Annotated in this window: 22 protein-coding genes and 3 pseudogenes; 11 read left to right on the top strand and 14 right to left on the bottom strand. The window is 70.5% G+C overall.

What is annotated here, in order from left to right:
- Window positions 1-4: 4 nt before the first annotated feature.
- The 3 genes from IE294_RS09355 to IE294_RS09345 are packed head-to-tail and all read left to right on the top strand — an operon-like array spanning window position 5 to window position 2,332.
- Entirely contained in the window at window positions 5-1,264 is a 1,260-nt protein-coding gene (locus IE294_RS09355; RefSeq protein WP_229917073.1) for a cation:proton antiporter, read from the top strand.
- Window positions 1,265-1,275: 11 nt separating this feature from the next.
- On the top strand, window positions 1,276-1,845 hold the full coding sequence (locus IE294_RS09350) for a flavin reductase family protein (RefSeq protein WP_229917072.1): 570 nt from the start codon (window positions 1,276-1,278) through the stop codon (window positions 1,843-1,845).
- Window position 1,846: 1 nt separating this feature from the next.
- Entirely contained in the window at window positions 1,847-2,332 is a 486-nt protein-coding gene (locus IE294_RS09345) for an aminoacyl-tRNA deacylase (protein ID WP_189884233.1), read from the top strand.
- Between the two features lie 121 nt (window positions 2,333-2,453).
- On the opposite strand, the gene IE294_RS09340 is transcribed toward IE294_RS09345, so the two are convergent.
- From IE294_RS09340 to IE294_RS09320, 5 genes are read right to left on the bottom strand one after another with little or no spacing between them, the layout of a single operon-like run.
- Entirely contained in the window at window positions 2,454-3,641 is a 1,188-nt protein-coding gene (locus IE294_RS09340; protein WP_189884231.1) for an NAD(P)/FAD-dependent oxidoreductase, read from the bottom strand.
- Window positions 3,631-4,638, bottom strand: coding sequence for a 3-methyl-L-tyrosine peroxygenase-related protein (locus IE294_RS09335; RefSeq protein WP_189884229.1), 1,008 nt, complete (start codon window positions 4,636-4,638; stop codon window positions 3,631-3,633). The genes IE294_RS09340 and IE294_RS09335 overlap by 11 nt, the downstream gene beginning before the upstream one ends.
- A complete protein-coding gene (locus IE294_RS09330; protein ID WP_229917071.1) occupies window positions 4,635-5,135 on the bottom strand; it encodes a VOC family protein in 501 nt (166 codons plus the stop codon). The genes IE294_RS09335 and IE294_RS09330 overlap by 4 nt, the downstream gene beginning before the upstream one ends.
- A gap of 24 nt (window positions 5,136-5,159) precedes the next feature.
- On the bottom strand, window positions 5,160-6,962 hold the full coding sequence (locus IE294_RS09325) for a gamma-glutamyltransferase family protein (RefSeq protein WP_189884226.1): 1,803 nt from the start codon (window positions 6,960-6,962) through the stop codon (window positions 5,160-5,162).
- Between the two features lie 9 nt (window positions 6,963-6,971).
- The gene (locus IE294_RS09320; protein WP_229917070.1) at window positions 6,972-8,339 is read right to left on the bottom strand and encodes a TrpB-like pyridoxal phosphate-dependent enzyme; all 1,368 of its coding nucleotides are present in this window, start codon (window positions 8,337-8,339) and stop codon (window positions 6,972-6,974) included.
- Window positions 8,340-8,572: 233 nt separating this feature from the next.
- Here IE294_RS09320 and IE294_RS09315 point away from each other — a divergent pair, with 233 nt between their 5' ends.
- Together IE294_RS09315 and IE294_RS09310 are read left to right on the top strand one after the other, a co-directional pair.
- Entirely contained in the window at window positions 8,573-8,947 is a 375-nt protein-coding gene (locus IE294_RS09315) for a nuclear transport factor 2 family protein (protein WP_189884222.1), read from the top strand.
- A 962-nt stretch (window positions 8,948-9,909) separates the two neighbouring features.
- The gene (locus IE294_RS09310) at window positions 9,910-11,310 is read left to right on the top strand and encodes an isopeptide-forming domain-containing fimbrial protein (protein ID WP_189884220.1); all 1,401 of its coding nucleotides are present in this window, start codon (window positions 9,910-9,912) and stop codon (window positions 11,308-11,310) included.
- Window positions 11,311-12,047: 737 nt separating this feature from the next.
- Here IE294_RS09310 and IE294_RS09305 read toward each other — a convergent pair.
- Window positions 12,048-12,265: pseudogene (locus IE294_RS09305) on the bottom strand (class I SAM-dependent methyltransferase); the annotation flags it as partial.
- Window positions 12,266-12,394: 129 nt separating this feature from the next.
- On the opposite strand from IE294_RS09305, the gene IE294_RS09300 reads away from it, so the two are divergent.
- A complete protein-coding gene (locus IE294_RS09300) occupies window positions 12,395-12,724 on the top strand; it encodes a DUF6234 family protein (protein ID WP_268252776.1) in 330 nt (109 codons plus the stop codon).
- Between the two features lie 685 nt (window positions 12,725-13,409).
- On the opposite strand, the gene IE294_RS09295 is transcribed toward IE294_RS09300, so the two are convergent.
- The 3 genes from IE294_RS09295 to IE294_RS09285 are packed head-to-tail and all read right to left on the bottom strand — an operon-like array spanning window position 13,410 to window position 14,690.
- A complete protein-coding gene (locus IE294_RS09295) occupies window positions 13,410-13,742 on the bottom strand; it encodes a GntR family transcriptional regulator (protein WP_189884216.1) in 333 nt (110 codons plus the stop codon).
- Between the two features lies 1 nt (window position 13,743).
- On the bottom strand, window positions 13,744-14,229 hold the full coding sequence (locus IE294_RS09290) for a hypothetical protein (RefSeq protein WP_189884214.1): 486 nt from the start codon (window positions 14,227-14,229) through the stop codon (window positions 13,744-13,746).
- The gene (locus IE294_RS09285) at window positions 14,226-14,690 is read right to left on the bottom strand and encodes a DUF1648 domain-containing protein (protein ID WP_189884212.1); all 465 of its coding nucleotides are present in this window, start codon (window positions 14,688-14,690) and stop codon (window positions 14,226-14,228) included. Before IE294_RS09285 ends, IE294_RS09290 begins: the two co-directional genes overlap by 4 nt.
- Before the next feature lie 180 nt (window positions 14,691-14,870).
- Between IE294_RS09285 and IE294_RS09280 the strand changes: the two genes are divergently transcribed.
- Window positions 14,871-15,041, top strand: coding sequence for a hypothetical protein (locus IE294_RS09280; RefSeq protein WP_189884210.1), 171 nt, complete (start codon window positions 14,871-14,873; stop codon window positions 15,039-15,041).
- A gap of 172 nt (window positions 15,042-15,213) precedes the next feature.
- The gene (locus IE294_RS09275) at window positions 15,214-15,762 is read left to right on the top strand and encodes a GNAT family N-acetyltransferase (protein WP_189884208.1); all 549 of its coding nucleotides are present in this window, start codon (window positions 15,214-15,216) and stop codon (window positions 15,760-15,762) included.
- Between the two features lie 20 nt (window positions 15,763-15,782).
- On the opposite strand, the pseudogene IE294_RS09270 reads toward IE294_RS09275, so the two are convergent.
- From IE294_RS09270 to IE294_RS09260, 3 genes and pseudogenes are all read right to left on the bottom strand, one after another.
- A pseudogene (locus tag IE294_RS09270) lies at window positions 15,783-17,157 on the bottom strand (ISKra4 family transposase); the annotation flags it as partial.
- Window positions 17,158-17,516: 359 nt separating this feature from the next.
- Complete coding sequence (locus tag IE294_RS09265; RefSeq protein WP_229917069.1) at window positions 17,517-18,785, bottom strand: MFS transporter; 1,269 nt, start codon at window positions 18,783-18,785, stop codon at window positions 17,517-17,519.
- A gap of 165 nt (window positions 18,786-18,950) precedes the next feature.
- The gene (locus IE294_RS09260; RefSeq protein ID WP_189884206.1) at window positions 18,951-19,739 is read right to left on the bottom strand and encodes an MBL fold metallo-hydrolase; all 789 of its coding nucleotides are present in this window, start codon (window positions 19,737-19,739) and stop codon (window positions 18,951-18,953) included.
- 85 nt (window positions 19,740-19,824) lie between these two features.
- Here IE294_RS09260 and IE294_RS09255 point away from each other — a divergent pair, with 85 nt between their 5' ends.
- Both IE294_RS09255 and IE294_RS09250 read left to right on the top strand, forming a co-directional pair.
- Window positions 19,825-20,424 (top strand): CGNR zinc finger domain-containing protein, encoded by a 600-nt coding sequence (locus IE294_RS09255; RefSeq protein ID WP_229917068.1) that lies wholly within the window; start codon window positions 19,825-19,827, stop codon window positions 20,422-20,424.
- Between the two features lie 870 nt (window positions 20,425-21,294).
- Window positions 21,295-22,060 (top strand): annotated as a pseudogene (locus tag IE294_RS09250) (relaxase domain-containing protein); the annotation flags it as partial.
- A 235-nt stretch (window positions 22,061-22,295) separates the two neighbouring features.
- On the opposite strand, the gene IE294_RS09245 reads toward IE294_RS09250, so the two are convergent.
- Together IE294_RS09245 and IE294_RS09240 are read right to left on the bottom strand one after the other, a co-directional pair.
- Entirely contained in the window at window positions 22,296-23,342 is a 1,047-nt protein-coding gene (locus IE294_RS09245; protein WP_189884639.1) for an alpha/beta hydrolase, read from the bottom strand.
- Between the two features lie 192 nt (window positions 23,343-23,534).
- On the bottom strand, window positions 23,535-23,870 hold the full coding sequence (locus IE294_RS09240) for a hypothetical protein (protein ID WP_306433389.1): 336 nt from the start codon (window positions 23,868-23,870) through the stop codon (window positions 23,535-23,537).
- 432 nt (window positions 23,871-24,302) lie between these two features.
- On the opposite strand from IE294_RS09240, the gene IE294_RS09235 reads away from it, so the two are divergent.
- The gene (locus IE294_RS09235) at window positions 24,303-25,493 is read left to right on the top strand and encodes a glycoside hydrolase family 183 protein (RefSeq protein ID WP_189884203.1); all 1,191 of its coding nucleotides are present in this window, start codon (window positions 24,303-24,305) and stop codon (window positions 25,491-25,493) included.
- Window positions 25,494-25,537: the final 44 nt, after the last annotated feature.

The raw sequence follows: 25,537 nt of genomic DNA, 5'->3' as shown, positions 1-25,537 counted from the left end.
GGTCGTGGCCCTCCACGCCGTGGTGGTGCTGGCCGTGGTGCTCCTGGCGGCCCGGCCGGCCCGCCGAGCGGCGACGCTGATACGCCAGCCACCCGTCATCGGGGAAATCACCCTCGGCCTCGTCGTCGTCCCCGTCCTGACGACGGCCGCCGGACCCGGCCTCGTCGAGACGGTGCTGCCGTCCGGGACCACCGGCCACCTGCACACCATCGGCCTGGCCGGGCTCGCGTTGTACCTGACGGGCGTGGGACACAGCGCCCGCCCGCGGCGCGGCGAGGTGTCACCGCGCTCTTACGGCTGGTTGCCGGCCGGCTCCCTGCTGCCGGGGCTGATCGCCGGGGCGTTGGTGTCCGTGTGGGTGGTGTGGCGGGACGCGGCGGAGGAGCGGGGTACGGCACCCACCGCGGCGCTGGTGCTGCTGCTGGCCGCCGCCTTCGCCGTCACGGCTGTTCCGGTGCTGGCGCGGATCCTCACCGACCGGGGCATCGCCGACCCCACCGAGGGCCGACTGTCCCTCCTCGTCGCCGTCTCCATCGACGCCCTGACCTGGCTGCTCCTGAACTCCGCGCTGGCCGCCGCTGCGGGCAGCGGCAGGCAGGTCGTCCGCGCCGCGGCGGTGATCGCCGTCGGCACGACGGTGGCCGTGGCGCTCCGGCGGCTGCTGGGCCGGGAGGCCGTCGGCAGGCTGTGCGCCCGGTGGCCGGCCGCCGCCGCGGCCACCCTGGGCGCGGGCGCGATCGCGGCGGCCCTGGCCACCGAGCGGGCGGGACTCACAGCGATCTTCGGCGCGGTGCTGGCCGGTCTCGCCGTTCCCCGGGACGGCGAACAGGGACCGCGGACCGAAGCCGTACGCAGCGTGGAGCGATGCGGCCTGCTCCTGGTCCCAGCGTTCTTCGTGACGGTGGGCTTCCGGACGGCCACTGACGGGCCGGACGGTTTCTCCTGGGTGACCCTCGCCGTGGTCGTGCTCCTCGCCATGGCGGCCAAGCTGGGCGGCGGCTACGCCGGCGCGCGTGCCGCGCGGTTGCCCACCAGGACGGCACTGCGCTTCGGGGTGCTGATGAACACCCGGGGCCTGACGGAGATCGCCGTACTCCAGGCCGGACTGTCGGCCGGGATCCTCTCGTCCGGGCTCTTCCTCGTCATGCTGCTGATGGCACTCGTGACCACGGCCGCCACCGGCCCGCTGCTGTCGTTCGCGGACCACCGTTTCCCCGCCACCGGGGCCCCTGCCACGTTCCGCGTCCGAGGAGCTGTCCCATGACAAGGCCTGACATGTCTGCCACGGCCAGCCGGGAAACGACGGTGGGTGAGGGCGACTTCAGGACCCTGATGTCCTTGTTCCCCACCGGCGTCGCGGTCATCGGGACCCTGGACGACACTCGCCGGCCTTGGGGCATGACGTGCTCGTCCCTGTGCAGCGTGTCCCTGGACCCGCCCATGCTCCTGGTCTGCGTACGAACCGGCAGTCCCACGCTGGCCGCGCTGGAGCGCACCGGGGCGTTCAGCGTCAACCTGTTGCACGACTCTGCCCGGGACGTGGCGGAACTGTTCGCCTCAGGCGACCCGGACCGGTTCCGGCGGACGGCCTGGCACCTGCCCGACGCGGCGGCCGGCCCGCACCTGCTGGACGCCGCGCACGCCGTGGGCGACTGCCGGGTCGACGGGGTGCGGCAGGCAGGGGACCACACCATCGTCTTCGGCCGGGTGTTCCGCGTCAGTGTCCGCACCGGACACGGACGGCCCCCGCTGCTGTACGGGCTGCGCCGGTACGCCGCCTGGCCGACGAGCGGTAGCGTGGCGGAGCCCGGCCGGTCCCGGCCGGACCCAGCCGCCGAGGAGTGAGATGTCGCAGCCAGCGGAGCCCACCAGTGTCCTGTCGCCCGAGGAGGTGCTCCGCAGGTCCGGGGTGCCGTTCACGGTCCTTGACCACGTCCCGATCGTCGGCCAGGAGGATGCCGAGACCAAACTCGGCCTCACCACCGAGCAGTTACTGAAGACCATGGTTTTCCGGACGGCCGACGGCGGCTTCGTGCTCGCCGCCCTGCCCGTCACCGGACGCGTCAACTACGGCCGGCTGGCCCGGGCGGCGGGCGTCTCCCGCGCCAAGCTCCGGCAGGCCGAACCGGGGGAGCTGAGCCTGCTCGGCATGGAACCGGGCGGCGCGAGTCCGGTCTGCGATCTGCCGGACGTCGTGATCGTCTTCGACACAGCGGTGACCCGGATGGGCACCGTGTACTGCGGCAGCGGTCGCGCCGACCGGACCGTACGGATCGAGGCCGCGCGACTGATCGAGCTGGTCGGGCCGAAGATCGAGGAACTGTCCCAGTGACGCGGCAGGCCCCGTCACGCAGTGGCCCGGCCTCGGCCGGACGCCCGACCGGGTGAACCGGAAAGGCGGTGCGAGCCGGATGTCCGGACCGCACCGCCTCCCTCATGAGGGGGCCACCGTCCTACTCCCGGTCGTCGAACCGTTCCGGGGCGAACGGCTCGGCACCCGCCGGCCGCCGACCGGACACGAGGTACTCCGTCAGGAGCCGGGCCGTGCCCGGGGCCAACGGCATGCCGTCGATGCCGAACCCGGTCAGGAGCCACAGCCCCGCGGCCCCGGACGCCGGGCCGACCATGGGCAGACCGTCGGGGGACATCGGGCGCACACCCGACCACGCCGCGCGCACCGGTGTCTTGGCCAGCACCGGGGCGTGCCGGGCTGCCGCCGCCGCGATCAGCGGGACCGCCGCGTCGCCGTCCCGTACGTCATCGAGCTGGAGCGCCGGACCACTGCTGGAACCGAGCACCACCTCTCCACCGGGCAACGGCTGCAACGAGAAGACCACCTGAGTGGCCGTGGTCGCGGGAGCGGCGATGTCGGCCAACAACGGGGGGCCGTTGCGCCGCAAGCCGACCGGACCGTGCCAGGTGGACTGCATCAGAGTGTGGCGGAACACCGCGCCCGTGACCGGCGCGGTGCGCAGCAGCCAGCCACGTGCCCCGAACACCGGCACATCGCTGCCGGCCTGCTGGGCCAGGCTCCGTGACCACGGCCCCGCCGCGAGCACCACGTTTCCCGCCGCCAGCGGCCCGTCGTCCGTGACCACACCGGTGACCCGGTCGCCGGCCGTGGTCAGACCCCGGACCGGTGCGTGCGTCCGGATCTCGGCGCCCGCGCGGGCGGCCCGCCCGGCCAGGGCCGCGGCGGCCAGTACCGGGTGGAGGGCGTACGCCCCCTCGACGATCACCGCGCCCGCCAGGTCAGGCGCGAGGCCGGGTTCCAGATCCCGTAGTTCATCGGTGCTGACCGCGCGGGCCGGGAACCCGGACGCGGACAGCGCGTGGCCGTGGGCGTGGGCCCGGTCCAAGTCCTCCGTGTCCGCGGCAACCAGCAGATAGCCGTGCGGACGGAACCTGAACGGCACCTCGCTCTCCAGCTCGGCCTGTTCGTAGTAGGCGACCGCCTCGGCGAACAGCCCGCCGCACGCGGGCAGCGGACTGGGCAGCAGACCGCCCTGGTTGCGGCCGGTCGCCCCGCCGGCCAGGGCGCCGCGCTCCAGCAGGAGCACACTCAGCCCCTGCCCGGCCAGCCGCTCGGCGATCGTACAGCCCGCTATACCGCCGCCGACCACGATCACGTCATGTGCCATGGGATCCGCTTCCTTCCAACGGGTGCTCGTATGCGCGGGTGGGGGACGGAGCGCGCGCCTCGGGAGTGGAAAGCCGCACGCAGTCGCGGGCGATCCTGCCGAGGAGCCGGGGAACGGTGCGCTCGATCTCCTCGACCCGTGCCGTCCGCAGTGCGTCCGGCTTCTCTGCTCGGCTGGAGGCGGCGGCCGGGTACAGGCCGTTGGCCGCCAGGTCGTCCCGCACCACCCGTATCCGGCGCAGGAGCTGCGCGGCGACCTCCGCGGGCGAACAGGGCGCGCGGAGGGTGAGGAAGTACGTGTCGAACAGAACTGCCCGGACGTCGCGTGGCAGGGCCCGGCCATCGCCCGCCGCCGACTGGAGCAACGAGGGGGCGTCGGGCACCAGCTTCGCGGCGATGCCTTCGTGCACGGCGTCGTTGAGCGCGCACTCGTCGAGCAGGACGTCTGCCCAGCCGACCCAGGCTTCGGGGAGCCGCCCCCGCAACAAGGCCCGCACGGGACCGTAGTCACGGGCCCAGGCACCGCTGAACGCAGGGTGGTGCAGTGCCATGCTCGGCCGGATGATCCGGTGGTAGACATCCCGGGTGCACGACGCCGTGTACAGCAGCATGGCCGAGTAGCCGCGCACCAGTCGGGCCGCGGCAGCCACCTCCTCCGGTGGCACCGGGACGGCGGCCTCGGCGGCCCGCCGTCCCAGCTCCTGCCAGAGCATGAAGGTGAGTTGGTGACCGGTGATCCACCGGAACCAGAACAGCTGCTCCTCGGAGCCCGCGGTACCCAGCGGCACCAGGGCACCCGGGTGGACCGCACCCGGGTCCGTGCGGGTGCGGGTGGTGCCGAGGAGTTCCGCGTACCGCCGGGTCAGGTGACCGTCGCCGCTGCTCGGCACTGGGGCGGGCGGCAGCACCAGAGGTTCGAGCCCGTAGGCGCGGCCGCCGTACTCGGCGACGCCGGCTTCCAGCAGACCGGTGGTCGAGTTGCCGTCCAGCGCGCTCACCGTCCCTCTGCCTCCACCGGTATGTGGGTGAACTCGTACTCCAGCCCGTTGACGTCGTAGGCGTAGAAGCTGCTCACCCCGTCCGAGTCCACGACGATCTCCGTCGATGGCTCGGGACGGGCGAAGACGTAGCGTCCGGAGGCGAACAACCGCTGCCAGCGGTCCCGCCACGCCCGCAACTCCTCGGCCGTCGCGGCGGCCATGCACACATGCTGGAACTGGAAGGTGTCCGGATGCGGGAGGGAGTAGGCGGCCGAGCGGGTGAACAGATGGAACCGCATGCCGACGGCGGCCACCTCGGTCAGCCGGGTGATGCCGGGCAGCCGGTCGCGGGTCAGGTCGGAGAACGTATCGAGGGTCCAGGTGGCGATACCACGGAAGAAGTCGGTGTACCACGCGACACAGTTGTCGAGGTCGGCCGTTTCGACCGCCAGGTGGTGCAGTCCGGCCCGCGGGGCGCTTCCGGCCGCTGGGGGTTCGTCCACAGGGAGGGGCACGGTTGGGGAATCCTTTCCGATGGTTCATCGGGCGACGGCGTACGCCTGCTCGCCGCGCGGTGACGCTGCGGCGCGCAGCAGGCCGTCACCCGGTTCGACACCCACGGCGCACACCTTGCCCAGCGACCAGTCCGGTACGGAGACCAGGGCGTGCCCGCGGCGGGTGAGGCCGGCTGCGGCCTCGTCGCTGCGACGGCTTTCGATACGTACTGCGAGCGGCCGGTGTGTGCGGGGCGTGAACGAGGAGGGGACGTGCTCGGAGTGGAAGGCGAGGGTCTCGGCGGCGCGTTGCAGGTCCAGTCCGAAGTCCGCATGGGCCAGGAAGAACCCCAGCGTCCACTGGTCCTGCTGGTCCCCGCCCGGCGTGCCGAACGCCAGCCGGGCCTGGCCGTCCTGGACGACGAGGGTCGGGCTCAGGGTCGTACGGGGCCGCTTGCCCGGTGCCAGGGAGTTGGGGTGCCCCTCCTCCAACCAGGCCATCTGGCCCCGAGTGCCCAGCGGGAAGCCGAGCCCGGGGACCACGGGGGAACTCTTCAGCCAGCCGCCGCTGGGCGTCGCGGCCACCATGTTGCCGTGCCGGTCGGTGACCGTCAGGCAGCACGTGTCACCGCGGGCCTCGGTCGCTGCCACGACCGGGGGGACCACCGTGGGCAGTCCGTCGTACAACTGGCCCTGCCAGTAGGGTCCGACGGGCGGTTCCGCACGGTCCAGCGGCGGGATCCGTGGCGGCCGTCCTGCCGGCGAACCGGGACGCAGCGTGTCGGAGGCACGGTCGCCGACCAGTCGTCGGCGTTCGTCGGCGTAGTCACCGGCCAGCAGCGCGGACAACGGTACGTCGGTGAAGTCCGGGTCGCCGTACCAGGCCTCCCTGTCCGCATAGGCCAGCTTGGCGCACTCGATCACGGTGTGCAGATAGTCGGCGCTGTCCAGGCCCATCGCCGCGAGGTCGAACCCCTCCAGCAGGGCGAGTTGCTGGAGGAACACCGGGCCCTGCGACCAGGGGCCCGGCTTGTGCACCTCCAGACCACGGTAGGTGCGGTGGACCGTGGCCTCCGTACGCGGTGCCCAGCGAGCCATGTCGTCGCCGGTGAGCAGGCCCCGGTGCCGCCTGCCCGTGGCGTCCAGGGCGGCGGTGCGCAGATGTGCGTCGATGGCCTCGGCGACGAAGCCGCCGTAGAACGCCTGGTGGGCGGCGCGTATCTGCTGCTCACGGCCGGGTCCGGCGGCCTCGGCTTCCTTGATGATCCGCCGGTAGGTCTCGGCCAGCGCTGGGTTGCGCAGCCGGGAACGGGGCCGGGGCGGCGCGCCGTCCACCAGATACGTGTGGCCGGACTGCGTCCACTCGTCGCGGAACAGCTCCGCGAGAACGGCGATGGCCTCGGCCGCCTTCGGCAGGACCGGATAGCCGTCCGCCGCGTAACCGACGGCGTACTGGAGCACCTGCGCGAGCCGCATCGTGCCGTGTTCCTCCAGCAGCCGCAGCCAGGCCCCGAACGCGCCGGGGACGGTGGCCGGGAGCAGACCGGAGCCGGGGATCCGGAGCAGGCCCAGGGCCTGGAACGCCTCCGGTGTCGCCGCCTGCGGCATCGGCCCCTGCCCGCAGATCACCTGGGCGCGACCCGATGCGGCGTCGAAGAAGAGGATCGGCACATCGCCGCCAGGCCCGTTCAGATGGGGTTCCACCACCTGGAGCACGAAGCCCGTCGCGGCGGCGGCGTCGAAAGCGTTGCCACCGGCCTCCAGGGTCGCCATGCCCGCCGCAGAGGCCAGCCAGTGTGTCGAGGACACCGCGCCGAACGTACCCCGCAGTTCGGGACGCGTCGCCATGACCACCCCTCAGACCGAGGCGGAGGGCGACGGCAGATCGCTCAGGCTTGCCGCGATCTGCTCGTCCGTGACCGTCGGATTCTCCATCGTCCCGGCCAGGAAGGAGTCGAAGGCGGCCAGGTCGAAGTTGCCGTGCCCGGAGATGTTGAACAGGATGACCCGTTCCTCCCCCGCCTCGCGGGCGGCCAGCGCCTCGACGAGCGCCGCCTTCAGCCCGTGCGACGACTCGGGGGCGATGACGAATCCCTCGCTCCGCGCGAAGCGCACCGCCGCATCGAAGATCTCTGTCTGGGGGAACGCCCGTGCCTCCACCAGACCGTGCTCTTTCAGCAGGCACAGGCTGGGCGCGTCGCCGTGGTAGCGCAGGCCGCCGGCGTGGATGGAGCCGGGGATGAAGCCGTGTCCCAGGGTGTGCATGTACAGGGGCGGGGTCAGGCCGGTGGTGTCCGGGTAGTCGTAGGCCAGCTTGCCGCGGGTGAGTGTGGGGCATGCCTCGGGCTCGGCGGCGACGAACCGGGTCCGCGGGCGTTCGCCGCTCAGCCGGTCCCGCAGGAACGGGTAGGCGAGCCCCGCGTAGTTGGAGCCGCCGCCGACGCAGCCGATCACCACATCGGGGTACTCGCCCATGATCTCCATCTGCTTCCTGGCCTCCAGACCGATCACGGACTGGTGCAGCAGCACGTTGTTCATGATGGAGCCCAGCGCGAACTTGGTGTCGTCGCGGCTGAGCGCGTCCGCCACGGCCTCGCTGATGGCGATGCCGATGCTGCCGGGCGAGTCCGGGTCCTGTTCCAGGACCTGACGGCCGGCCTCGGTCCGCCGGGTGGGCGAGGCGTAGACCTGGGCGCCCCAACTCTGCATCAGCGACTTGCGGTAGGGCTTCTGCTCGAAGGACGCGCGGACCATGTAGACGTTCACTTCCAGCCCGAACAGCGCACCGGCGAATGACAGCGCGGAACCCCACTGGCCGGCCCCGGTCTCCGTCGTCAGCCGGCGGACGCCCTCCTCGGCGGCGTAGTACGCCTGGACGACCGCGGTGTTCGGCTTGTGGGAGCCCGAGGGGGACACACCCTCGAACTTGAAGTAGATGTGTGCCGGGGTGTCGAGCGCGCGTTCCAGTCGCTCCGCCCTGACCAGCGGGGAGGGCCGCCAGATCTTGTAGACGTCCCGCACCCGCTCCGGGATCTCCACCCAGCGGTCCTGCGTGAACTCGTGCTCGATGACCTTCTGCGGAAGCAGGTCGACCAGATCCCCGGGCTGTAGGGGAGCCATCGTCACGGGGTTGAGGGGGCCGGGGAGAGGCGTGGGAAGATCGGGAAGGATGTTGTACCAACGGTCGGGCAGGTCGGTCTCGGAAAGCAGGACTCGCTTCAACACCGGTGATTCCCTTCGAAGGCCAGGACATTCCTGGTGCAGAATCATAGGAAGGGAATATCCGGACGGCTTCGCCCTTTCTGCCTGCTCGCGGGGATGAGCACTCCGCAGATCTGACTAGTCCCAAATGCGCACGACTCCCCACCCTGCCCGGATGCAGACTGGCTGCCCGAAGTCACCGCGAGTCGCACCTGCCGAGCTTGTGGTACGAAGCCGGGCCCGAGGCGGAGGAACACGTGACGGCAACTGACACGGACGTCATTCGCGAACTGGAGAAGCGCCGTTTCGACACCCTTGTGGCACACGACCTCGGAGACTTCACTGACCTCTGTCATCCCGACCTCTCCTACGTTCATTCGAGCGGAACCCTGGATACGCTCGAATCGTTCGTCGAGAAGTGCGAGAACTCCCATTACGTGTACCACCGCATCGATCACCTTGTGGAGAGCGTCAAAGTGATCGGCGACACCGCCGTGATAATCAGCGAAATGCACATCGACATCACCGCGGGGGGAGTGCGAAGGGAATTGGCCAACCGCGCGCTCGGAGTGTGGGCCCGTGTCGATGGCAGCTGGAGGCTCCTCGCACACCAGGCCACGGCGAAGCGGTAGGGGAGCAGCGGGGGAGCGGTGCCCGGGGAGAGACGTACCCCTGCCCCGGCCGGGGCGGCCGGGGCGTGAAGCGGGCTCGGTGGAAGCCGAGTCGGCGGCGCCGGCGGCGTCGGGACGACGACTCCGGTCGGGCTGAGGGGCATGCTGGACGAGGCGCCGGGCGTGTCGGCCCACGCACGGGGAGGGGGCGCCGTTCCCAGGCCCTGGGCATACCGCGGAGGTCGCTGAAGCGACGGACGATCCGACGGAATCATCGAGGCACGCGACACCAACGGCCGCAAGACGGCCCGCGCCTTCGACCGGCCGGGCCCCGCTCTCCTGCCGCCGGGCCGAGGAGATCTTCGAGGAGAACACCCGTCTCCTGGCCACCCCGCTCGCCTCACCCGAGGACATCGAGGACATCGAGGACCTGGACGGCTTCACACTCCACCGGCTCCGCCCCAGTGCCCTCACACACGCCGTCGAGAGTGGCGGCACCTCCACCCCGCTGCTGCTGGCCCGTTCCCGTCACGCCTCCGTCCGCTCCCTGGAGCGGTACGCCCGCCCCGGCGTCGACGCGGTCGCCCGGCACGTCACGGAGCGCCACCGGGAGACCGCAGCCCCTATACGTGTGCCGCTGCGCCAGAACCGTCAACCCGCTACTGGCCGATTCACCCTGAGCGAGAGTGACGGCAGCACGTGCACCATGGGCTTTCGGTCATGTCGGCGATGCGCGAGGGAGGGCTGAGGAGCCCCTGTGACGGAAGTGGCGTACCGACGCCGCAGGGATGACGTCGCGGCAGCGGACGTGCGGGCGCGGCTCCCGCAAACTTGCCTCCAGGGGGTTGGCTGGACCTCTCCATCCAACACTGTACGTAATCACGTCAGTGCGGTGCGCTACAGAGCGTTTCGGCTCCGCCGCGGCGCGCAGAGGTGCGGCCTGGCGGCGCATACCAGCAGTGCCCACCCAAGGGGGAAGACCCATGACCACACCTCCCGCTGCCCCGCTCCGGGTTGCCCTGGTCAACGGCAGCTTCGAACAGCCCTCCGTGACCGGCGTGGAGATTCTGCCCGACGCCTCACAGACACAGGCGGCCAAGCGGGTCCCGGGCTGGCTCACCACGGCCTCCGACCACAGGATCGAACTGTGGCATTCGGGCTTCCAGGGGGTGCCGGCAGCCGACGGCGCCCAATTCGCCGAGCTCAACGCCAATGAAGTCTCCACGCTCTACCAGGACTTGCCGACCACCCCCGGTACGAAGCTCTACTGGCGGCTGTACCACCGCGGCCGCCAGGGGCAGGACACCATGGCGCTGGACATCGGCGCACCGGGCTCCACGGTGGAGCAGAGGCGCTTCACCGACGGCAACACCGCCTGGGGCTACTACACCGGCACCTACACCGTCCCGGCAGGCCAGACAACGACGCGCTTCGCCTTCCGTTCCATCTCCGCCGCCGGCGGCAACCGAAGCATCGGCAACTTCCTGGACGGCATCTTCTTCGGCACCGCCGCCTACGTGTCGCTCGAAAAGACCGCCATCCCGGCCGGACCGCTGGACGTGGGCGACGTCGTCACCTACCGCATCACCGCCAAGAACGAAGGAGGCGGCGCGGCCGAGAACCTCACCCTGACCGACGTCATCCCCCAGGGCACGACGTACCTGCCCGGCTCCCTGCGCATCGTCGACGGCCCCAACACCGGAGCGAAGACCGACGCGCAAGGCGACGACCAGGCGTACTACGACGCCCAGGCGAACAAGGTCGTCTTCCACCTCGGCAACGGTGCCACCGCCGCGGACGGGGGCGGCCTGCCCAACACCGAGACACTGCCGGCGGGAACCACGGTTGAGTACCGGGTCACCATCGACCGGGCCAGCGGCGGCAAGCAGATCACCAACACCGCGACCGCCTCCTACGAGAACCGGCTCGGCGACACACCAGAGTCCCTGACCTCCACCTCCAACGAGCAGGTCACGCAGGTCAAACCGGCGGCCGACCTGACCGTGGTGAAGGCAGCCGACGCCACCACCGTCACCGTCGGCCAGACCGTGACCTACCGCATCACCGTCCACAACGCCGGCCCGAACGATGCCACCGGCGTCACCGTCACCGACCAGCTCCCCGACGGCCTCGCCTTCCTGTCCGCCGAAGGCCCCGGAAGCTACGACCCGGCCACCGGGCAGTGGACCGTGGGCGACCTGGCCAACGGCGCCAACGCCACCCTCGTGCTGCGGGCCAAAGCCACCAAGGCCGGCCTGGTCGACAACACCGCCACCGCCACCGCCAACGAGAAGGACCCCGACACCGCCAACAACACCGACACCGTCAGCGTCTGCGTCGAACCGGCCCCCTCCTGCTGCGACCCCTGCGCCGGCCAGAAGTAGCCCTAGCCAATCGCCGCGAGGACCACTACCCACGGCTACTCCCGGCCCACCCCTGAGGAGGGACCCGGCCGGGAGTACATCCACGGCGAGGACGGCTGCCCCGGACCCTCGGCGACTACCGGCGCCGCCACCACCGCGCGGGCCCCGACGTCCTCGGTCCCCGCCCAGCCGGCCTCGACAGCGACGCATGGGACCACCTCACCGACGCGATCGACCTCCACACCCACGCCCGCGTCCAGCCGCCTTCAAGACCTGCGCACCCGACACCGCCGCCGAACGCGCCGCCCTCCTGCCGCCTGCCTCACCCCTGCACCCATCCCCGCCCGACCCGCTGAAGATGGCCTCCCGCCCGGGCGGCAGTCGTCAGTCAGCTCCGGGTGGCTCTGCTTCACCTTGCCGACGGGCGGCATGTGGTCGGTGTACGACATGGTCGGTGTCCTCAGTCCTCGATGACCCGGTCGGCGGTGTCGTGCTCGCGGCGGGCGCTCCCGGCGCTCGGTGCAGTGGTGCCCTCCTCGTGCAGCCGGCCCAGGAGCTGCTGCTCCACGGTCATGGTGTCCTCAGCCCCCTCCTCGTACTGTTCCTGCGTCAGCAGCCGTCCCCCTTTGCGGGAGAGCAGCCGCTCACTGCCGTCTGTCGGCCTGGTCCCGGCTGTGTGCCGCCGGGGTGACCGGGCGCCGCACCCCGCGGATGCGGCCCTGACGATCGCCAGCTGCGCACCCCACCCCCGCGCGTTTGTTGTACAGCAGGCAGACGAGGGCGTACTTCCCAGGAGCGACGGTGGTCGCCATGTCACCAACGATCACGGGGACGTCGCTTCATCGGCCTTGGTTCGCAGTTGCTCCATCATCGGGAGCGACAGCTCGATGCCGGTGACCGGGACTCCTCGCCCCGCGAGCGGGACGGCTACGCGGCCGGTCCCGATGGCAAACTCAAGCGCTTCTCCGCCACCCGAAGGTCGCTGGTGCACGGCTGTATGCGACCGTGCTGGAGCACGCCAGCGGGTAGGGAATCACTGATCGACGGTGGTGTCTGAGTATGCGTACTCAGGCCCCAGCCTGTTGTGCACGGAGAAGCTTGGCTCATGCACGACCATTCACCTTCCCGTCGAGGTACGGGCGAAGACGTGTTCTTCGCCGTCCTGCTGTGGTTACTCGACGCCATCGTCGGAATCGTCGCCCTGCTGACCGGTCTGGCGCGGACCGACTTCAACCCCTTAGAGCCGGACCCCCACGCGTCGCTGACGCCGGTTTTCGCCTACGTGGGAGGATTCGGTGGACTGGTACTCCTCTCAGCGATCGGCTTGTTCCGACTGGGATACCGGGTGAGTGTGGCGGCGCAGGCCGTAGCCGCTGCCGCGGTGCTGGCCTTCTGTACCGCCGCGATGAGCGGGCACCTCACCCTGGCTAGTTGAACTTGTATGCGTGATGTCCGCCAGTCGGTGGAGCGGACCAGGCGTTCCCGACACCGGGTAACCGCTGGACTTGACTGCGGCGCGTTTTCGATACCGCGCATCGCGGCCGGGGGCTGACTGTCATGCGCGCCGACGATGCCCGGCCTCCACTCCACCGGGTGGACTCCACCGGGCGGAGTGGATGACACAGATGGGAACTATTCCGCGCGTTCACCCGGCGTGCTCCCGCTGCATGCCCCTTGACCACGGCCTGTGTCAAGGGGGAACGCGACGCCGCAAACCGGTGCCGCTCCACCGTATCGACCTCACTCGGTGCGTACCGCCCATAGAGTGATACGCATCGATGTTCACTGTGCACCGGATGCTGTGGGCGATACCCAGCACCACCGTGGTGGGGGAGCGTTACGCCCGGTCCCGCAGTGCGGAAGGCAGCACACACCCGACCTCGTCCGGCGCGAAGGCGTCCGCGCATGGGTCGTCTCCCCCGCCCACGGCCGTGACGGTGCCAGACGACGCCCTCGGCCGGCCGCAGCGGGCCGAACGCGTGCGCCGGGTCCGGCATTTGCCCGCTCAGTGGCAGCGGCGGCGCCAACCAGTCCACAGCGCGCGTTGAATGCAGTGCTCCAGGACCACCACCTCGAAGATTCCTGCACGTCTCGTCAGCCGGTTGGCTTGAGGCGGTCTGTCACGAGTTGGAGCATGTCGGGGTCTGCCATCCCCGTTGCTGGGCGAGGTGAATGAAGTGCCGGCATGCCGCGATGACCAGGGCCAGGCTGGGGGCGTCGGCGGTGACCACCGTCCCGCGACCGGGGCGGAGTTCGATGAGTTGCTCGTCCTTGAGGATCTGGTAGCCGCGCAGGACGGTGTGCATGTTGATGTCCAGGCTGTGGGCCAGCGCGTGGGCGGGAGGGAGGCGGTCTCCCCTGGAGAGCTTGCCATCGGCCATGTTGCGGCGGACGGAGGCCGCGATCTGCTCGGCGAGGCTTTGGGGCGAGGAGCGGTCGATGGTCACCAGCATGTCAGCGACCTTTGCGTCCGTGAGCGCGGAGTTGGTTGGTGAGCTGGGCAGCGGTGTCGGCGTCGTCGATGGTGATCACGAACTGGTTGCCGCTGGTGAGAGTGAGCCACAGGGCGTCGCCCTCGCGGAGCGAGATGGAGCTGAGGCCGGGGTTCCAGCGGTAGCCCCATCCTCCGATCTCGGTGGGTCGGGTCCAGCGGGCGGAAGCGCTCTGGATGCGGTCAAGAGGGAAACGGCGTCGCAGGAACGGGAGGAGGGCCGATCCGGCGGTGACCCCGCGGGGGGAGACGGTGACACGGATGGCACCGGTGATGAGGAAAGCTGCGGAAACGATCAAGAGCCATAGGGCGACGGTCCGGTGCGGGTGGTCGACCGCGGCGATGACCAGCAGGCCGGCTGCCGAGACGATGCCTGTGGCGAGCATCCAGCCGCTGGCCAGAGACCGGTGCCAGACCGTCACCTGGTGTGGAGTCGGGTCCTGGTTCATGCGCGCCTCCTGGAGATGAGCCAGGCGGCACCGCCTACGGCGGCGCCGACGACGACGGCCACGGGCAGATGGAAAAGGGGCAGTTGCGCGGTGTGTCCGCCGGAGCCACTGGCGGTCAACATAGCCGCGATGAGGAGGTAGGCGGTCGCGGCGGCCAAGCCACAAGAGAAGACACACAGCGACCTGGTGCTCTTGAGCGCGGACCTGGTGGAGAAGCCTGCGGCCATGGTGCCGGCTGCTTCGATCGCGAACACCAGCATGTACTGGCCAAGTGCTGCGACAGGGGAGCTGTAGCCGTCGGCGGTGCCGTCAAGTGTGAAGTGCGTAGTCACCTTGTCGGGGAACGAGTCCCGGATCAGCAAGAACGCGATCACGCTGGCTAACGCCCCTCCGGCGAAGGGCGCAGCCACCAAGGCCATGCGACGGGCAAGTCCTGGAGGCGTCGTGCGGGTCGTGAACATGAACGTCAGCCCCCTCTGCGACTCAGATCAGGCACCTGATCTGGTACTTCCCGGTCAGGGTGGCGGGATGTGAACCCACGACCTTCCCCCATCGGCAGATTACCGGCGTGAGTGGTGGCGAGATAGGAAGGCGCCGATGCTTCGGCTCCGCTCACGGCCTACGCCGGACTGGACCTGTCGATGCCCCGGCTGGCCGCGGCGGCGGACGGCACCGTCACCGCCGGATGGGTCCAGGGCGACGGAGGCTGGGAATACGAGGCGATGCCCCCCACGCTCGCCCCCGGCGCGACGGCCTGGTCGGCGCCGCAACGTCTGAGGTCCTTCTCCAACGGCTTCATCGATCAGTTCTGACTCGCGGTCGCTCCCGACGGAGCGGCCACCGCGGTCTGAGACGCCTGGGACAGGACCAGTGACTCCAATGTCGATGGGTGCGGCTCCTTTGAAGGGAACAAGGACTCCTGTCCTCTGTGGGGGGCTCGGCGGCTAGGTTGTTGATCAGCAGCCGAGTTGATCGGAGGATCATGTGAGCGTCCAACTGTCCGTGGGGTCGACTGCGGCGCTGCCTGCCCTGAGACTGCGCCCCTGGCAGGTCGACGACGTCGGCTCTCTTGTGTCCGCGCATCGGGATCCTGACCTGCGTCGTTGGCTGACGAGTGTGATCAGCAGCGACGTTGATGCTCGTCGCTGGATCGGCAGCCAGCATCAGGGCTGGGCCGATGGCAGCCGATTCAGCTTCGCCGTTCTGGAAGACGGAGGGGAAGGCTTCGCTGCGGCGGTCGGCCATGTGACGGTGAAGATCGGGAATGACAGTTCTGCGGAAGTGGGCTACTGGACAGCGGCCGAGGCTCGAGGGCGGGGGCTGGCCTCCCGGGCCCTGGAGGCGGTGGTGCGGTGGGCCTTCAGCGAGCATTCGCCAATAGCGGTGGCGCGACTGGATCTGCTCCATGCGGTGGGCAACCGTGCCTCATGTCGTGTGGCTGAGAGATGCGGCTTCGAGCTCGAAGCGGTCCTGCCTGCTCAACCGCCCGCGTTTCCGACCGAGGGGCATCTGCATGTCCGCCCGAAATCTTGAGGGGCTCGTGAGGCTCGCGATCAAGCGGTGAGGGGGTAAGTCCGCTGCTCGGGGGTGGGATAGAGACGCTCGTGCTCGCGGGCGAGGTGGAAGCGCCAGTAGGTGTCGAGGTGGCCGTTGGAGACGACGGCACGCAGTCGCAGGACAGCTTCGGCTCCGTGCAGGCCGCAGCGGGCGCCGGTGATGTCGAGGCGATCGGCGATGAGGTGGGGGCAGGCGCCCTCGACTGCGCCGGTGGCGATCGGCCATCCGCGCGCGAGGGCGATCTCGTAGCGGAGCTGATCGAGGTGGCCGGTCAGGTAGCGGTGGCAGGCATCGACGCCCTCGCGCCGCGAGGCTGACAGGTGTTCCCCCTCCGCCTGAGCGGTCATCTCGGCGGCGGCGCGAGCGGCGTGGTCCGAGAGAATCGCGGTCAGATGGTCGGCCGCCCAGGTCTCAGCCTCGGTGGTGCCGGGTTTATAAAAGGCGTGGGCGGCGGCCCAGACGTACTCGGCCACGTGCACGAAGTCCAGCAGGACGTGGACCGTGACGCCGCGCCGGCCGGTTTCCGCTTCGATCAGGTCGAGCTGGTGGCGGGCCCCGTCGACCAGGACGACCCACGGCCGCAGCTGCTTCGGGTCGCGCGCCTCGGCCTGGTCGAAGATGTCGGCGATGACTTGCTCGGGCGGACGGACCAGCGAGGCGGTGCACCACTTGTTCTCCGCCCTTGGCCGGGGGCGCGCGGGACGTTCGCCGCTTCGGCCGCCCGGCGGGTGGATCACATCGTGCGGGCGCCTGGGGGCGGGGCGGGTGTCGAAGACGCAGGCCACGGTGGCCATCCGCTTCCGGTTCGGCTTCTCGCCCGGCGCGAGCCGACCGCGGTGACCACTGGCGGCCTTCGCGGCGGCTCGGCGGGTAGCCTCGCGCAGGGCCTCCAGGCGCATGACTACGCCCTTGCCGTCCACCTGGACCACCAAGGGCATGTCCCGGCTGCACGGGACCGGGATCAAGGTCCGGTAGAAGCCGTCGACGTCGACCGCGGCGGCGACCACGAGCTCTTCCAACCTTCGCTTGCCGAGCACACTCCCGCAGCGGCGCTCGACTGGCATCGTGGGCCTGGTCGAACGAGCCACGGACGGCCTCGGTGACCGCGAGCCGCCGTAACCCCGTCGAGTGTCGGCCCGCCGGCAGAGACAACACAGCGTCGGCAGGGTGGACGTTGCCCACGTCCCGGCCCCGGTGAGCGACTCGGCTGACCCGGACCATCCCGAACGCAGTGGCCAGCCAGCGCGAGTGCCCGGCCCCTTTTTTGTGGGGCCAGGCGGTCGCATTGCCGCCCGACAGCGTGGTGGTCAGCGTCTCGAAGGCGCTGAGGGAGCGCGCAAAGGGGTCAGTAGTGAGTTGGGTATCGTACGGTGTTCATCTCCAGGGCTCTTCCCGTCCAGCATCCGATATGTGTCGCACCTTCGAATGTAGGCGCGGAAGGTCCCTGCTGCTAACGGGAGTTGGGCGAATCGCCAGCTCGGTGACGGGCCAAAGTGAACAGACCGGGGACGTCCTCGTCCAGCCAGCCACGCTTCACTAACCGTCGAAGTCGATGTCGGGGTGGATGCAGACGAACCCGCTCGGGCACGCGGTCCGGTCCCGGGCCACGGCGGGTGCACCCGCCGTGGTTGTGGCGTGGGCCGGCGTGAGGCCGGCCAGTAATGCGGCCGGGACGGCGGCGGTGAGCAGCGCGGTCCTGCCGGTGCGGGGCCGTCTCCAGAGGTCCCCACTCAGCGACTGCGCGCTGCGACGACGATGGCCGGCACGATGGCCAGCGCCAGGGTACCGCCGCCGACCGCCAGGAGAGGGTAGCCGGCGGCTGTGACAACCAAGCCTGAAGCCATGCCGCCCATGACACCCGCGACGGAGACGGAGACATCGACCAAGCCCTGGGTCCGGGCACGGGTGGCCAGCGGGACGGCATCGGTGATGATCGCGGTGCCGCTGACGAGACCGAGACTCCAGCCCACACCCAGCAACGCGAGCGCCATCGCGAATGCGGCGACAGAACTATCAGGGGCGTTGGCGGCAACGATCCCGGCAGCCAGCAGAACCAGCGCGGCGGCGGCGGCGACCGTCAGTGCGCTGTACCGGTCGACGAGCCAGCCGGACAGGGGCGCGGGCAGATACATCGCCCCGATGTGGATCGCGATGACGAAGCCGGAGGTGGCGGCGCTGTGGCCGTGGTTGTGCATGTGGACCGGTGTCATCGTCATGATCGCGACCATGACCAGCTGCGTGAGGGCCATGACCAGCGCACCCAGCGGTACGCCGGCGCGGCGTCGTCCGGTTGCCGGCCGCGCCCGACTGCCGGGTTCGTCTGAACGCGTGAACGTTTCGGCGGTGCGCTCAGCTTCCAGCGTGCGGGCCAGCAGCAGTGGGTCAGGGCGCAACCAGATGGCCAGAACCAACGCGGCTATCGCGTAGGCGGCACTTGAGAGAAGGAACAGCCCGGCCAGGCGGGGGATGCCCAGGGCATGAGCGAGGTTGCCGGCGGGTGCGACGAGATTCGGGCCGACCACGCCGCCCAGGGTGGTGGCGACCAGCACGGTGGACAAGGCGCGGGCGCGATACTGGGGAGCCGCCAAGTCGGCACCGGCGTAGCGGGCCAGCAGGTTCGTGGCCGTACCGGCGCCGTAGGCGAACATCGCGACGAACAGCAGCACGGAGCTGCCGGCGACGGCGGCGGCAATGACGCCCGCGCTGCCGATGGCGCCGGCCAGGTACCCGGCGGCAAGACCGGAGCGACGGCCACGGGCTTGGGAGATACGCCCGACTGCGATGGCCGCCAGCGCGGAGCCGGTGATGGACACGGCACTGAGTAGGCCGGCAAGGCCGGTCGAGCCAAGCATGTCCTGCGCGAGCAGGGCACCGACGGTCACCCCTGCCGCCAGTCCGGCGCCGCTGAGGACCTGAGCGACGATCAGGACGATCAGGACGCGGCGCTGCGCCTGGGACCGCGGGAGATCCTCGATGCGAGCGTGCGGGGTAGTCGTCACGGAGTTCCTTCGCTGAGCATGACCCTGCCGGACGGCGCCTCTGCCGGCTCGGGAGGTCCGAAGAGGACGCGGGTGTGGCGCCGTGGCAAGCCGAGCCAGAGGAGGCGGACCCCTACCGGCCCTGCCGAGGCATCGGTCGGCGTCCCGGCGTGCCCGGCTGCGTGGTCAGGCCCGGTCGCAGAGGTCCAGGCGGTCGGGCAGCCCGGCGTCGGTGAAGGCGGCGATCAGTTCGTCACGGCCTTCGGTGAAGTGCGCCCAGCTGTCGTAGTGGACGGGAACCACCCGGCGGGCACCAAGGATCCGGGCGGCGTCGGCGGCCTGCGCACTGTCGAGGACGATCAACGCGCCGTCGAAGAGCATGGGGAAGCGGGGAGCTCCGGCGAACAGGATGGCGGTGTCCACCGCGCCGAACCGTTCGGCGATCTCCTTGACCAGGTCGAGCGAGGCGTTGTCGCCGCTGACGTAGACCGTGGGAAGGCCATCCCCGGTCAGGACGAATCCGACGACCTGGCCGGTGATCGGTTCGACTTCCTCGCGCGGACCGGGCCCGTGGACGGCTGGCACACCCGTGACAGTGATCGTTCCGCCGCCGGGGCGGTCCAACTCGATCTGCTCCCAGTCGACCAGCCCCCTGGCTCCCCGACCCAGGCGCTGCCCGCCCCCGGGCGTGGTCAGGGTCAGCGGGACGTCGGCGAGCAGCGTCCGGCCGGAGTCGTCGAGATGGTCGGGGTGCTCGTCGTGGGAGAGCAGGACCACGTCGATACGGCCGAGGCCGGACGGCACGGCGGAGGCGGGCGCCGTCTTGGTCAGCCGGCCGCCCGGCACGTGGTAGTCGCGGGGCGCGTCGAACGTCGGGTCGGTCAGGAATCGCAGGCCACCGTATTCGAAGAGGGCGGTCGGGCCGCCGAAGACGCGTATGGGGATCTGCTCAGTGGTCGTTCTGGTATCGGGCATCAAAACCTCACGGACAGAAGGCGGTTCATCCGTGATGAACGGTAGAGGTGTGTCACGGATGAACGCAAGCCGTACCATGAGAGCCATGAGCGAGACCCTGACCGCCCAATCCGCGCCACCGCCCGCCCCGGGCGGGGAGGAATACCTCGCCCTCGACTTCGTCAACAGCGCCGTCGCACTACCCGGAGGGCACTTCATCGATTTCCTCGGCACCCCCGAGGCCACGAATCGCTGGCTCACCGAACACGGCCTCGCGCCCGCCGACGCCGGAGTGCAGGAGATGTGTGCGACGCAGCTGCGCTCCCTGCGCGAACACATCAGGGCATTGTTCGCCGCCCACGTCAACGGACTGCCCCCCCTTCCCGCGGCACTGTCCGCCGTCAACGACGCCTTGGGCAGAGCTCCCACGGCCGCCCTGCTGTACTGGGACGAGAAGAACGGCCCCTACCGCGCGGCGCCGTGCCCCACCAACGAGATCCTCGACCGCGCCCTCGCGAGCCTGGCGGCCAACACGGCCGACCTCCTCACCGGCCCCGACGCCAACCGCCTTACCAGCTGCGATTCCACCCCCTGTAACCGCTACCTGCTGCGCCACGGGCGTCGCCACTGGTGCTCCACCCGCTGCGGCGACCGCGCCCGCGCCGCCCGCGCCTACGCCCGACGCACCCAGCCGAAAGCAGACTGACGAACCCGTACCGCCCGGGAGAGTCCCCCCGACACCAGGGGCCGGGGGCAACGGACGGGACGATGCCCATGCGTTCGCCCCCACCGGGGCCCTGAACGGCTTCGTCGCCCGCCTCGGTGCCTCCAACCCCCGCGACGAGGACACGATCCTCCAATCGGTGACGCGGGCGCTGTGCGGTAGCGCCCACTCGTCTCTCCTGCCCGTCGTCGTCATCGTCAAGGTCGATGGCATCCGGATCACGCAGCGGTCGCAGCCCGTTGCGTGCGTTGGAAGCGGTGAAGCTGTAGCGGCCGAGCACGTTGAGGTTGTGCTTGAGCGGGAACAGCGGGGCGATGTCCTCGTCCTGGATCTGCGTGGTCGCCGCACCTCGGCTCCGCCCCGCTTCGTCGCCCGCCCGCCGACGGGCCGCGTCGGTCCGGCGCCCCTGCTGGAGTGCCGCTCTCCTCCCCGGGCGGCAGCCCAGTCCGGTCGGCCCGGCGGCCGTCGCCCCGCACCCCGCGGTCCCCGGCCCCCGTCGACCGCTCCTGATGTGCCGCCGTGCCGTCCGTCGGCTGCCCCGCCCGCGTGCCGGTCCAGGGCCGACCAGTACCCCCCAGCACCCGGCTGCCGCCGGTCGTCGGCTACCGCTGCCAGTACGCGGCCGAGTGGGTGGCCGACAAGACCCGCTGGGCACTCAGCGTCGGCACCGGGGAGCGGTCCGCCCTCGCCGAAGTGCTCAGTCAGTGCCCCAACGTACCTGTCACCGTCACCGTCACCCGAGCCCGCTGCCCCCCGTACGAGGCGCGCCCCGGTGGTGGGGCGACTGGGTGCCGTAGCGCGGCGCGCTGCTGTGCCAGACACTGGCCATCTGCCGCGCACCCGGCTGGAGATGTGGTGACCGAGCGGCAGGGCGAGCTGCTGCTGGGGGGAGGGGTGGCACCCGGACGCCGACCGGATCGAGCGCGAACTCCTGGCGGAGGGCAGGAGTCCGGAGGGTAAGAGTTCGGACGGCAAGAGTCCGGCGCAGGCCCGGCGGGCGACCGTGCTGGGCAGGCCCATCGAGCACAACCGCTCGCCCAAGACCGACAAGGTCAAGGAGCGCACCCCCTGGCTGGGCTTCGACCTGACGTTCCGGCCCTCGGTGACGGCGCACCTCGCGTGGGCCCTGATGGACGACAACCATCGCGGGTTCTGGAGTCGTGCCAGGACCCCGCCCGGGACATGACGCTGGCGATGACGCCGGCGTGGGTGAGGGTGCGGTCGTGGATATCCGCTGGAATGGCGGCGGCAAGCGCCGCCCCCGGGTCAAGGAAAGGCTCATCGTCGCGGCCGACGCCCTCTCCACCCTGTACTTCATGGAGGCTATGTCCGCCCGGCTCGGGTGGGCGTGGGAGCCGCGCGAGGTGGCGCACGGCCGCAGGCCGGTCATGGAGATCGCGGGAATCGACCGGCGGCTCATCGGCCGGCAGTCGGCCCGCCGCCAGCAGATCGAGGACGCGCTGCCCGTCCTCACCGTCAAGTACGAGGAACGGCAGGGGTATCCGACGGGAGAGCGGGCCGCCTACGCGCTGGCTGCCAGGCCGCCGACCAGACACGCCCGCCCACGTGCACGCAGCTGCTGTCGCCGACCGCGCCGCGCAAACGGTGGCGGGCCTCGCTCGGGAACGGCGAGCTCGACAGTCCCGGCGCGGGTGTCCCACCCGCGCGGGCGGTAGCCGTTGCGGAGAGCGTCGGCTTCCGCGGACCTGAGCGCCCCAGGACGCAACAGGCCGCCTACAAGCACCCGTGCCGGTGCGGTGCGATGAGGCGGGCGTGGCGTGCGGACGCCGGACGGGACGGCCGCCGCGCGGGAGACGGCAGCCGTCCCGTCCCCTCGTCGCGCGTGCGTACGGTCAGGAGGCGAACGCCCGCTCCAGCCTGGGGATCAGGTCCCGCAGATCCTGTTCCCAGCAGCCGCCGTTGTGGCCGCCGTTGCACTGGGTGCCCCAGGTGGAACCGTCGCCGTAGTCGACGTAGTGGTACGGCATGCCGAGCGCGTCCATGCTGTCCTTGACGTGCTGGGCCGCGCCTTCGAGCCAGAACTCCGGTTCGGTGGGGACGCCGCCGCCGTTGCCCACGTAGACGGAGACGCCGATCCCGGCGAGCTTGTCCATGTGCGCGGCCGGATCGACCTCGTTCCACCGCCAGTCGGCGTTGAACACCGGGTAGGGCGAGCCGAACAGGGCGTCACTGTCCACGCCGGGCTTGTAGGGGGAGTTGTCGGGGTCGCAGGCTCCGGACGACGAGCCGCAGATAGCGCCGAGCGCGTCGGTGACGGAGGCGACGACGGCCAGCCGCAGGTCCATGGACCGGACCGACAGGTCGATGTCTCCCGAGAGGGACGCCGTCTGGCTGAACAGGTCGGGCCGGACCTGCGCGTAGTGCAGGGCGCCGAACCCACCCATGGAGACACCGGCGACGGCCCTGGCCTTCTTGGTGGGGATGGTTCGCAGGTTCGCGTCGATGAACGGGATTACCTGCTTGAGGTGGAAGTTCTCCCAGTTCTGGACGCCGAGCTGCGTCTTCTGGTTCAGCCAGTTGGCGTACCAGCCGCGAGCGCCGCCGTCCGGAATGACGGTGATCATCGAGTCGGACATGGTCAGCGCCGGATAGTTCTGCTGGATCGGGTCGTCGGGCGAGCCGTGCAGGAAGTACAGCACGGGATAGCGCCTGTTCGGGTCGCCGTAGTAGCCGCTAGGCAGGATGATCTTGATGTGGTGCTTGCCGGCGACCTCCGGCGTGGCCACCGTGATGGTGAAGTTCGTGGGACCACCCACGGCCGTGTCGACCTGCGTCAGTCCGAATCCGTTCGTCAACGGGGGCGGTGCGGTGCCGTCGGCAGCCTGGGCCGGACCGGCCGGCAGGGCCAGGGCCACGGCCAGGGTGACGGCGGTGACCATCCCGGTCGCCGTCAGTCGCCAGCGGTTCGATGTCCTTGCCACAGCGTGCCTCCTTGTGAGCCTTCGTGTGGTGCGGGGCGGGATGTGCCGGGACGCGGTGACGCCCCGGGAGGGGAGGAGCACGCTGAAGGCTGTCATCGGCGTCCCGGCGTGCTCACACGTCGATCTCAGTTCAGGACCTCGACCTCCAACTCAGGCTAGGTCGCGACCTGTTCTTCGGTGAATCGCTCGGTCACCCACCGGCCCGCCGAGAACAGCCTCGTCCGACCGACGTAGTGCGCCGAGGTCGGGTCGACCGACCGGGAGCAGGTCAGCAGGGAGGAGGACTGCGGCGGGCCGTCCACGGTGAAGCGACACCTCCTGGATGAACCTGGACCCGAAGACGACATCCGTCTCGCCGTCGACCTGGCCCGGAGCGATCACGTTCAGCACACCCAACTCGCCGGTCGGGCCGTGGATCGGGATCTGCGCACCGTTGCGGACGGCCTTCTGGACGTCCGAGAGCCGCGCGTTCAGCGTCTCCGGCATGCCATCGAACCGTCCCTCCCGTACCGGCGGCTTCGTCCGGGCACGGTCACGCTAAGGAGGGCCGATGAAATTCCCATGACACCGCTGTGGGTGTGCGACGGTCCGGGCCGACGGGTGACGGCTCCGCGACGGCTCCTCCGTCGAAACTCCCTGGACGCCGAATCCGTTCGCTGAACGGGGATTTCATCGATTCTTCAACGCCCCCCGCCAGGATGAGCCGACCGCCGCGGGCCCCCTGGTCCGTCCGGTCCGTATCCGCGGCCGTGGCGCGGCGATCACCTCGTGCCGCCACCCCGGCACCGGCCGCGGTGCCCGAACCCGCACGACCGCCGGCACCGCGCCCGCGGCCCGCATACCCGACCGTCACTCAGCGCGTCGCGGCGGACCCACCGACCGGGTCCACCGCGGCCGACCGACCCCGAAGGGACGACCATGTCCGACTCCGCACACCCCGACCGCCGTCCGCCCACCCGCCGAACCCTGCTCAAGGCCGGCGCGGGCGTCGCCCTGACCGCCGGCGCGCTCGGCGGCTCCCTCGCCGCCGCCCCCTCCGCCGCCGCGGCCCAGAACGGTGCGCCGCTGTGCGAACAGCCCGGCGACTCGGCCCGTGCGCAGGGGCTGGGATCGGGCGACCTCGCCATCCCCTACTACCGGGTGCACGACAACACCTGGGGCTATGTCTTCGGCGACTCCTTCAGCGAACCCGCGCTGGGAGGGGAGTACCTCGGCTCCCCCGTCATGCTGAACCAGGCATCCTTCGACGCCTCCGGCTCCACGCCGATCTCGTTCACGTGGGCCATGCCCACGGGAGGCGGCGCCCGGCAGCTCTTCGACTACCAGCACAACGCCGACAACGGACACGGCTTCGAGGTCAGCCGCATCCCGAACGACTGCATCGAGTTCGGCGGCCGCACCTACATCCAGTACACCTCCGTGGAGGTCTGGCAGCCGCCCGCGGGCTACGACGGCTCACGGATGTCCGGCGTCGCCTACTCCGACGACCACGGCGTCACCTGGCACGACTACCCCTACCACTGGGCGGGGGACACCCAGGGCGTCAACCAGTCCCTGTACGGCATGTGGTCGTTCGCGGGCATCGACCCCGACGGCTGGCTGTACATCTTCTCCAAGCGCTGGAACGGCAGCCACCTCAACACCGGTGACGGCGGCGCGATCCAGCTCTTCCGCATCCGGCCGGAGGAGTTCCGCGCCGGCAACTTCGGAGCGCAGGAGAACTGGGCCTACCTGGACGGCAGATGGCAGTGGACGCGCGCGGTGCAGCCGTCCGTGATCCTCTCCGGGAACAACATCGGCGAGTTCTCCGTCAAGCGCATCGGCGGCACGTACTGCATGAGCTACTTCGACGTCACCGACTACTCGATCTGCACCCGCACCGCCCCCCGGCCCGACGCCGTGTGGAGCGCGCCGAAGCCGCAGATCGTCGGCAACGCCACCTGGCCGGCCAACCACTGGGGCAAGCCCCAACTCCCCTTCCTCTACGGCGGATACATCCACCCGGGCAGCGCCGGCCCCACCTCCCTGACCCTGATCGTCTCGCAGTGGAACGGCCAGCCCCACCAGTCGCCCTACCGCGTCCTCCAGTACGACGGCATCAACCCGTGAGTCACGCCCCGCACGTGCCCTCGCAGAACACACCCCCCAGGAGG

This window comes from Streptomyces canarius (assembly GCF_014650735.1).
GTDB lineage: Bacteria > Actinomycetota > Actinomycetes > Streptomycetales > Streptomycetaceae > Streptomyces > Streptomyces olivaceoviridis.
Note: the sequence above shows the minus strand (reverse complement) of the source record. Positions and strands in the feature narration are given on the sequence as shown.

What these genes read in the sequence shown, in the direction of transcription:
- IE294_RS09290 (WP_189884214.1), bottom strand. Translation starts at nt 14,229, where the DNA reads ATGAACCAGGACCCGACTCCACACCAGGTGACGGTCTGGCACCGGTCT.
- IE294_RS09240 (WP_306433389.1), bottom strand. Translation starts at nt 23,870, where the DNA reads ATGCCGGAGACGCTGAACGCGCGGCTCTCGGACGTCCAGAAGGCCGTC.
- IE294_RS09295 (WP_189884216.1), bottom strand. Translation starts at nt 13,742, where the DNA reads ATGCTGGTGACCATCGACCGCTCCTCGCCCCAAAGCCTCGCCGAGCAG.
- IE294_RS09235 (WP_189884203.1), top strand. Translation starts at nt 24,303, where the DNA reads ATGTCCGACTCCGCACACCCCGACCGCCGTCCGCCCACCCGCCGAACC.
- IE294_RS09280 (WP_189884210.1), top strand. Translation starts at nt 14,871, where the DNA reads ATGCCCCGGCTGGCCGCGGCGGCGGACGGCACCGTCACCGCCGGATGG.
- IE294_RS09285 (WP_189884212.1), bottom strand. Translation starts at nt 14,690, where the DNA reads ATGTTCACGACCCGCACGACGCCTCCAGGACTTGCCCGTCGCATGGCC.
- IE294_RS09300 (WP_268252776.1), top strand. Translation starts at nt 12,395, where the DNA reads ATGCACGACCATTCACCTTCCCGTCGAGGTACGGGCGAAGACGTGTTC.
- IE294_RS09340 (WP_189884231.1), bottom strand. Translation starts at nt 3,641, where the DNA reads ATGGCACATGACGTGATCGTGGTCGGCGGCGGTATAGCGGGCTGTACG.
- IE294_RS09260 (WP_189884206.1), bottom strand. Translation starts at nt 19,739, where the DNA reads ATGCCCGATACCAGAACGACCACTGAGCAGATCCCCATACGCGTCTTC.
- IE294_RS09345 (WP_189884233.1), top strand. Translation starts at nt 1,847, where the DNA reads ATGTCGCAGCCAGCGGAGCCCACCAGTGTCCTGTCGCCCGAGGAGGTG.
- IE294_RS09325 (WP_189884226.1), bottom strand. Translation starts at nt 6,962, where the DNA reads ATGGCGACGCGTCCCGAACTGCGGGGTACGTTCGGCGCGGTGTCCTCG.
- IE294_RS09245 (WP_189884639.1), bottom strand. Translation starts at nt 23,342, where the DNA reads ATGGTCACCGCCGTCACCCTGGCCGTGGCCCTGGCCCTGCCGGCCGGT.
- IE294_RS09310 (WP_189884220.1), top strand. Translation starts at nt 9,910, where the DNA reads ATGACCACACCTCCCGCTGCCCCGCTCCGGGTTGCCCTGGTCAACGGC.
- IE294_RS09350 (WP_229917072.1), top strand. Translation starts at nt 1,276, where the DNA reads ATGTCTGCCACGGCCAGCCGGGAAACGACGGTGGGTGAGGGCGACTTC.
- IE294_RS09255 (WP_229917068.1), top strand. Translation starts at nt 19,825, where the DNA reads ATGAGCGAGACCCTGACCGCCCAATCCGCGCCACCGCCCGCCCCGGGC.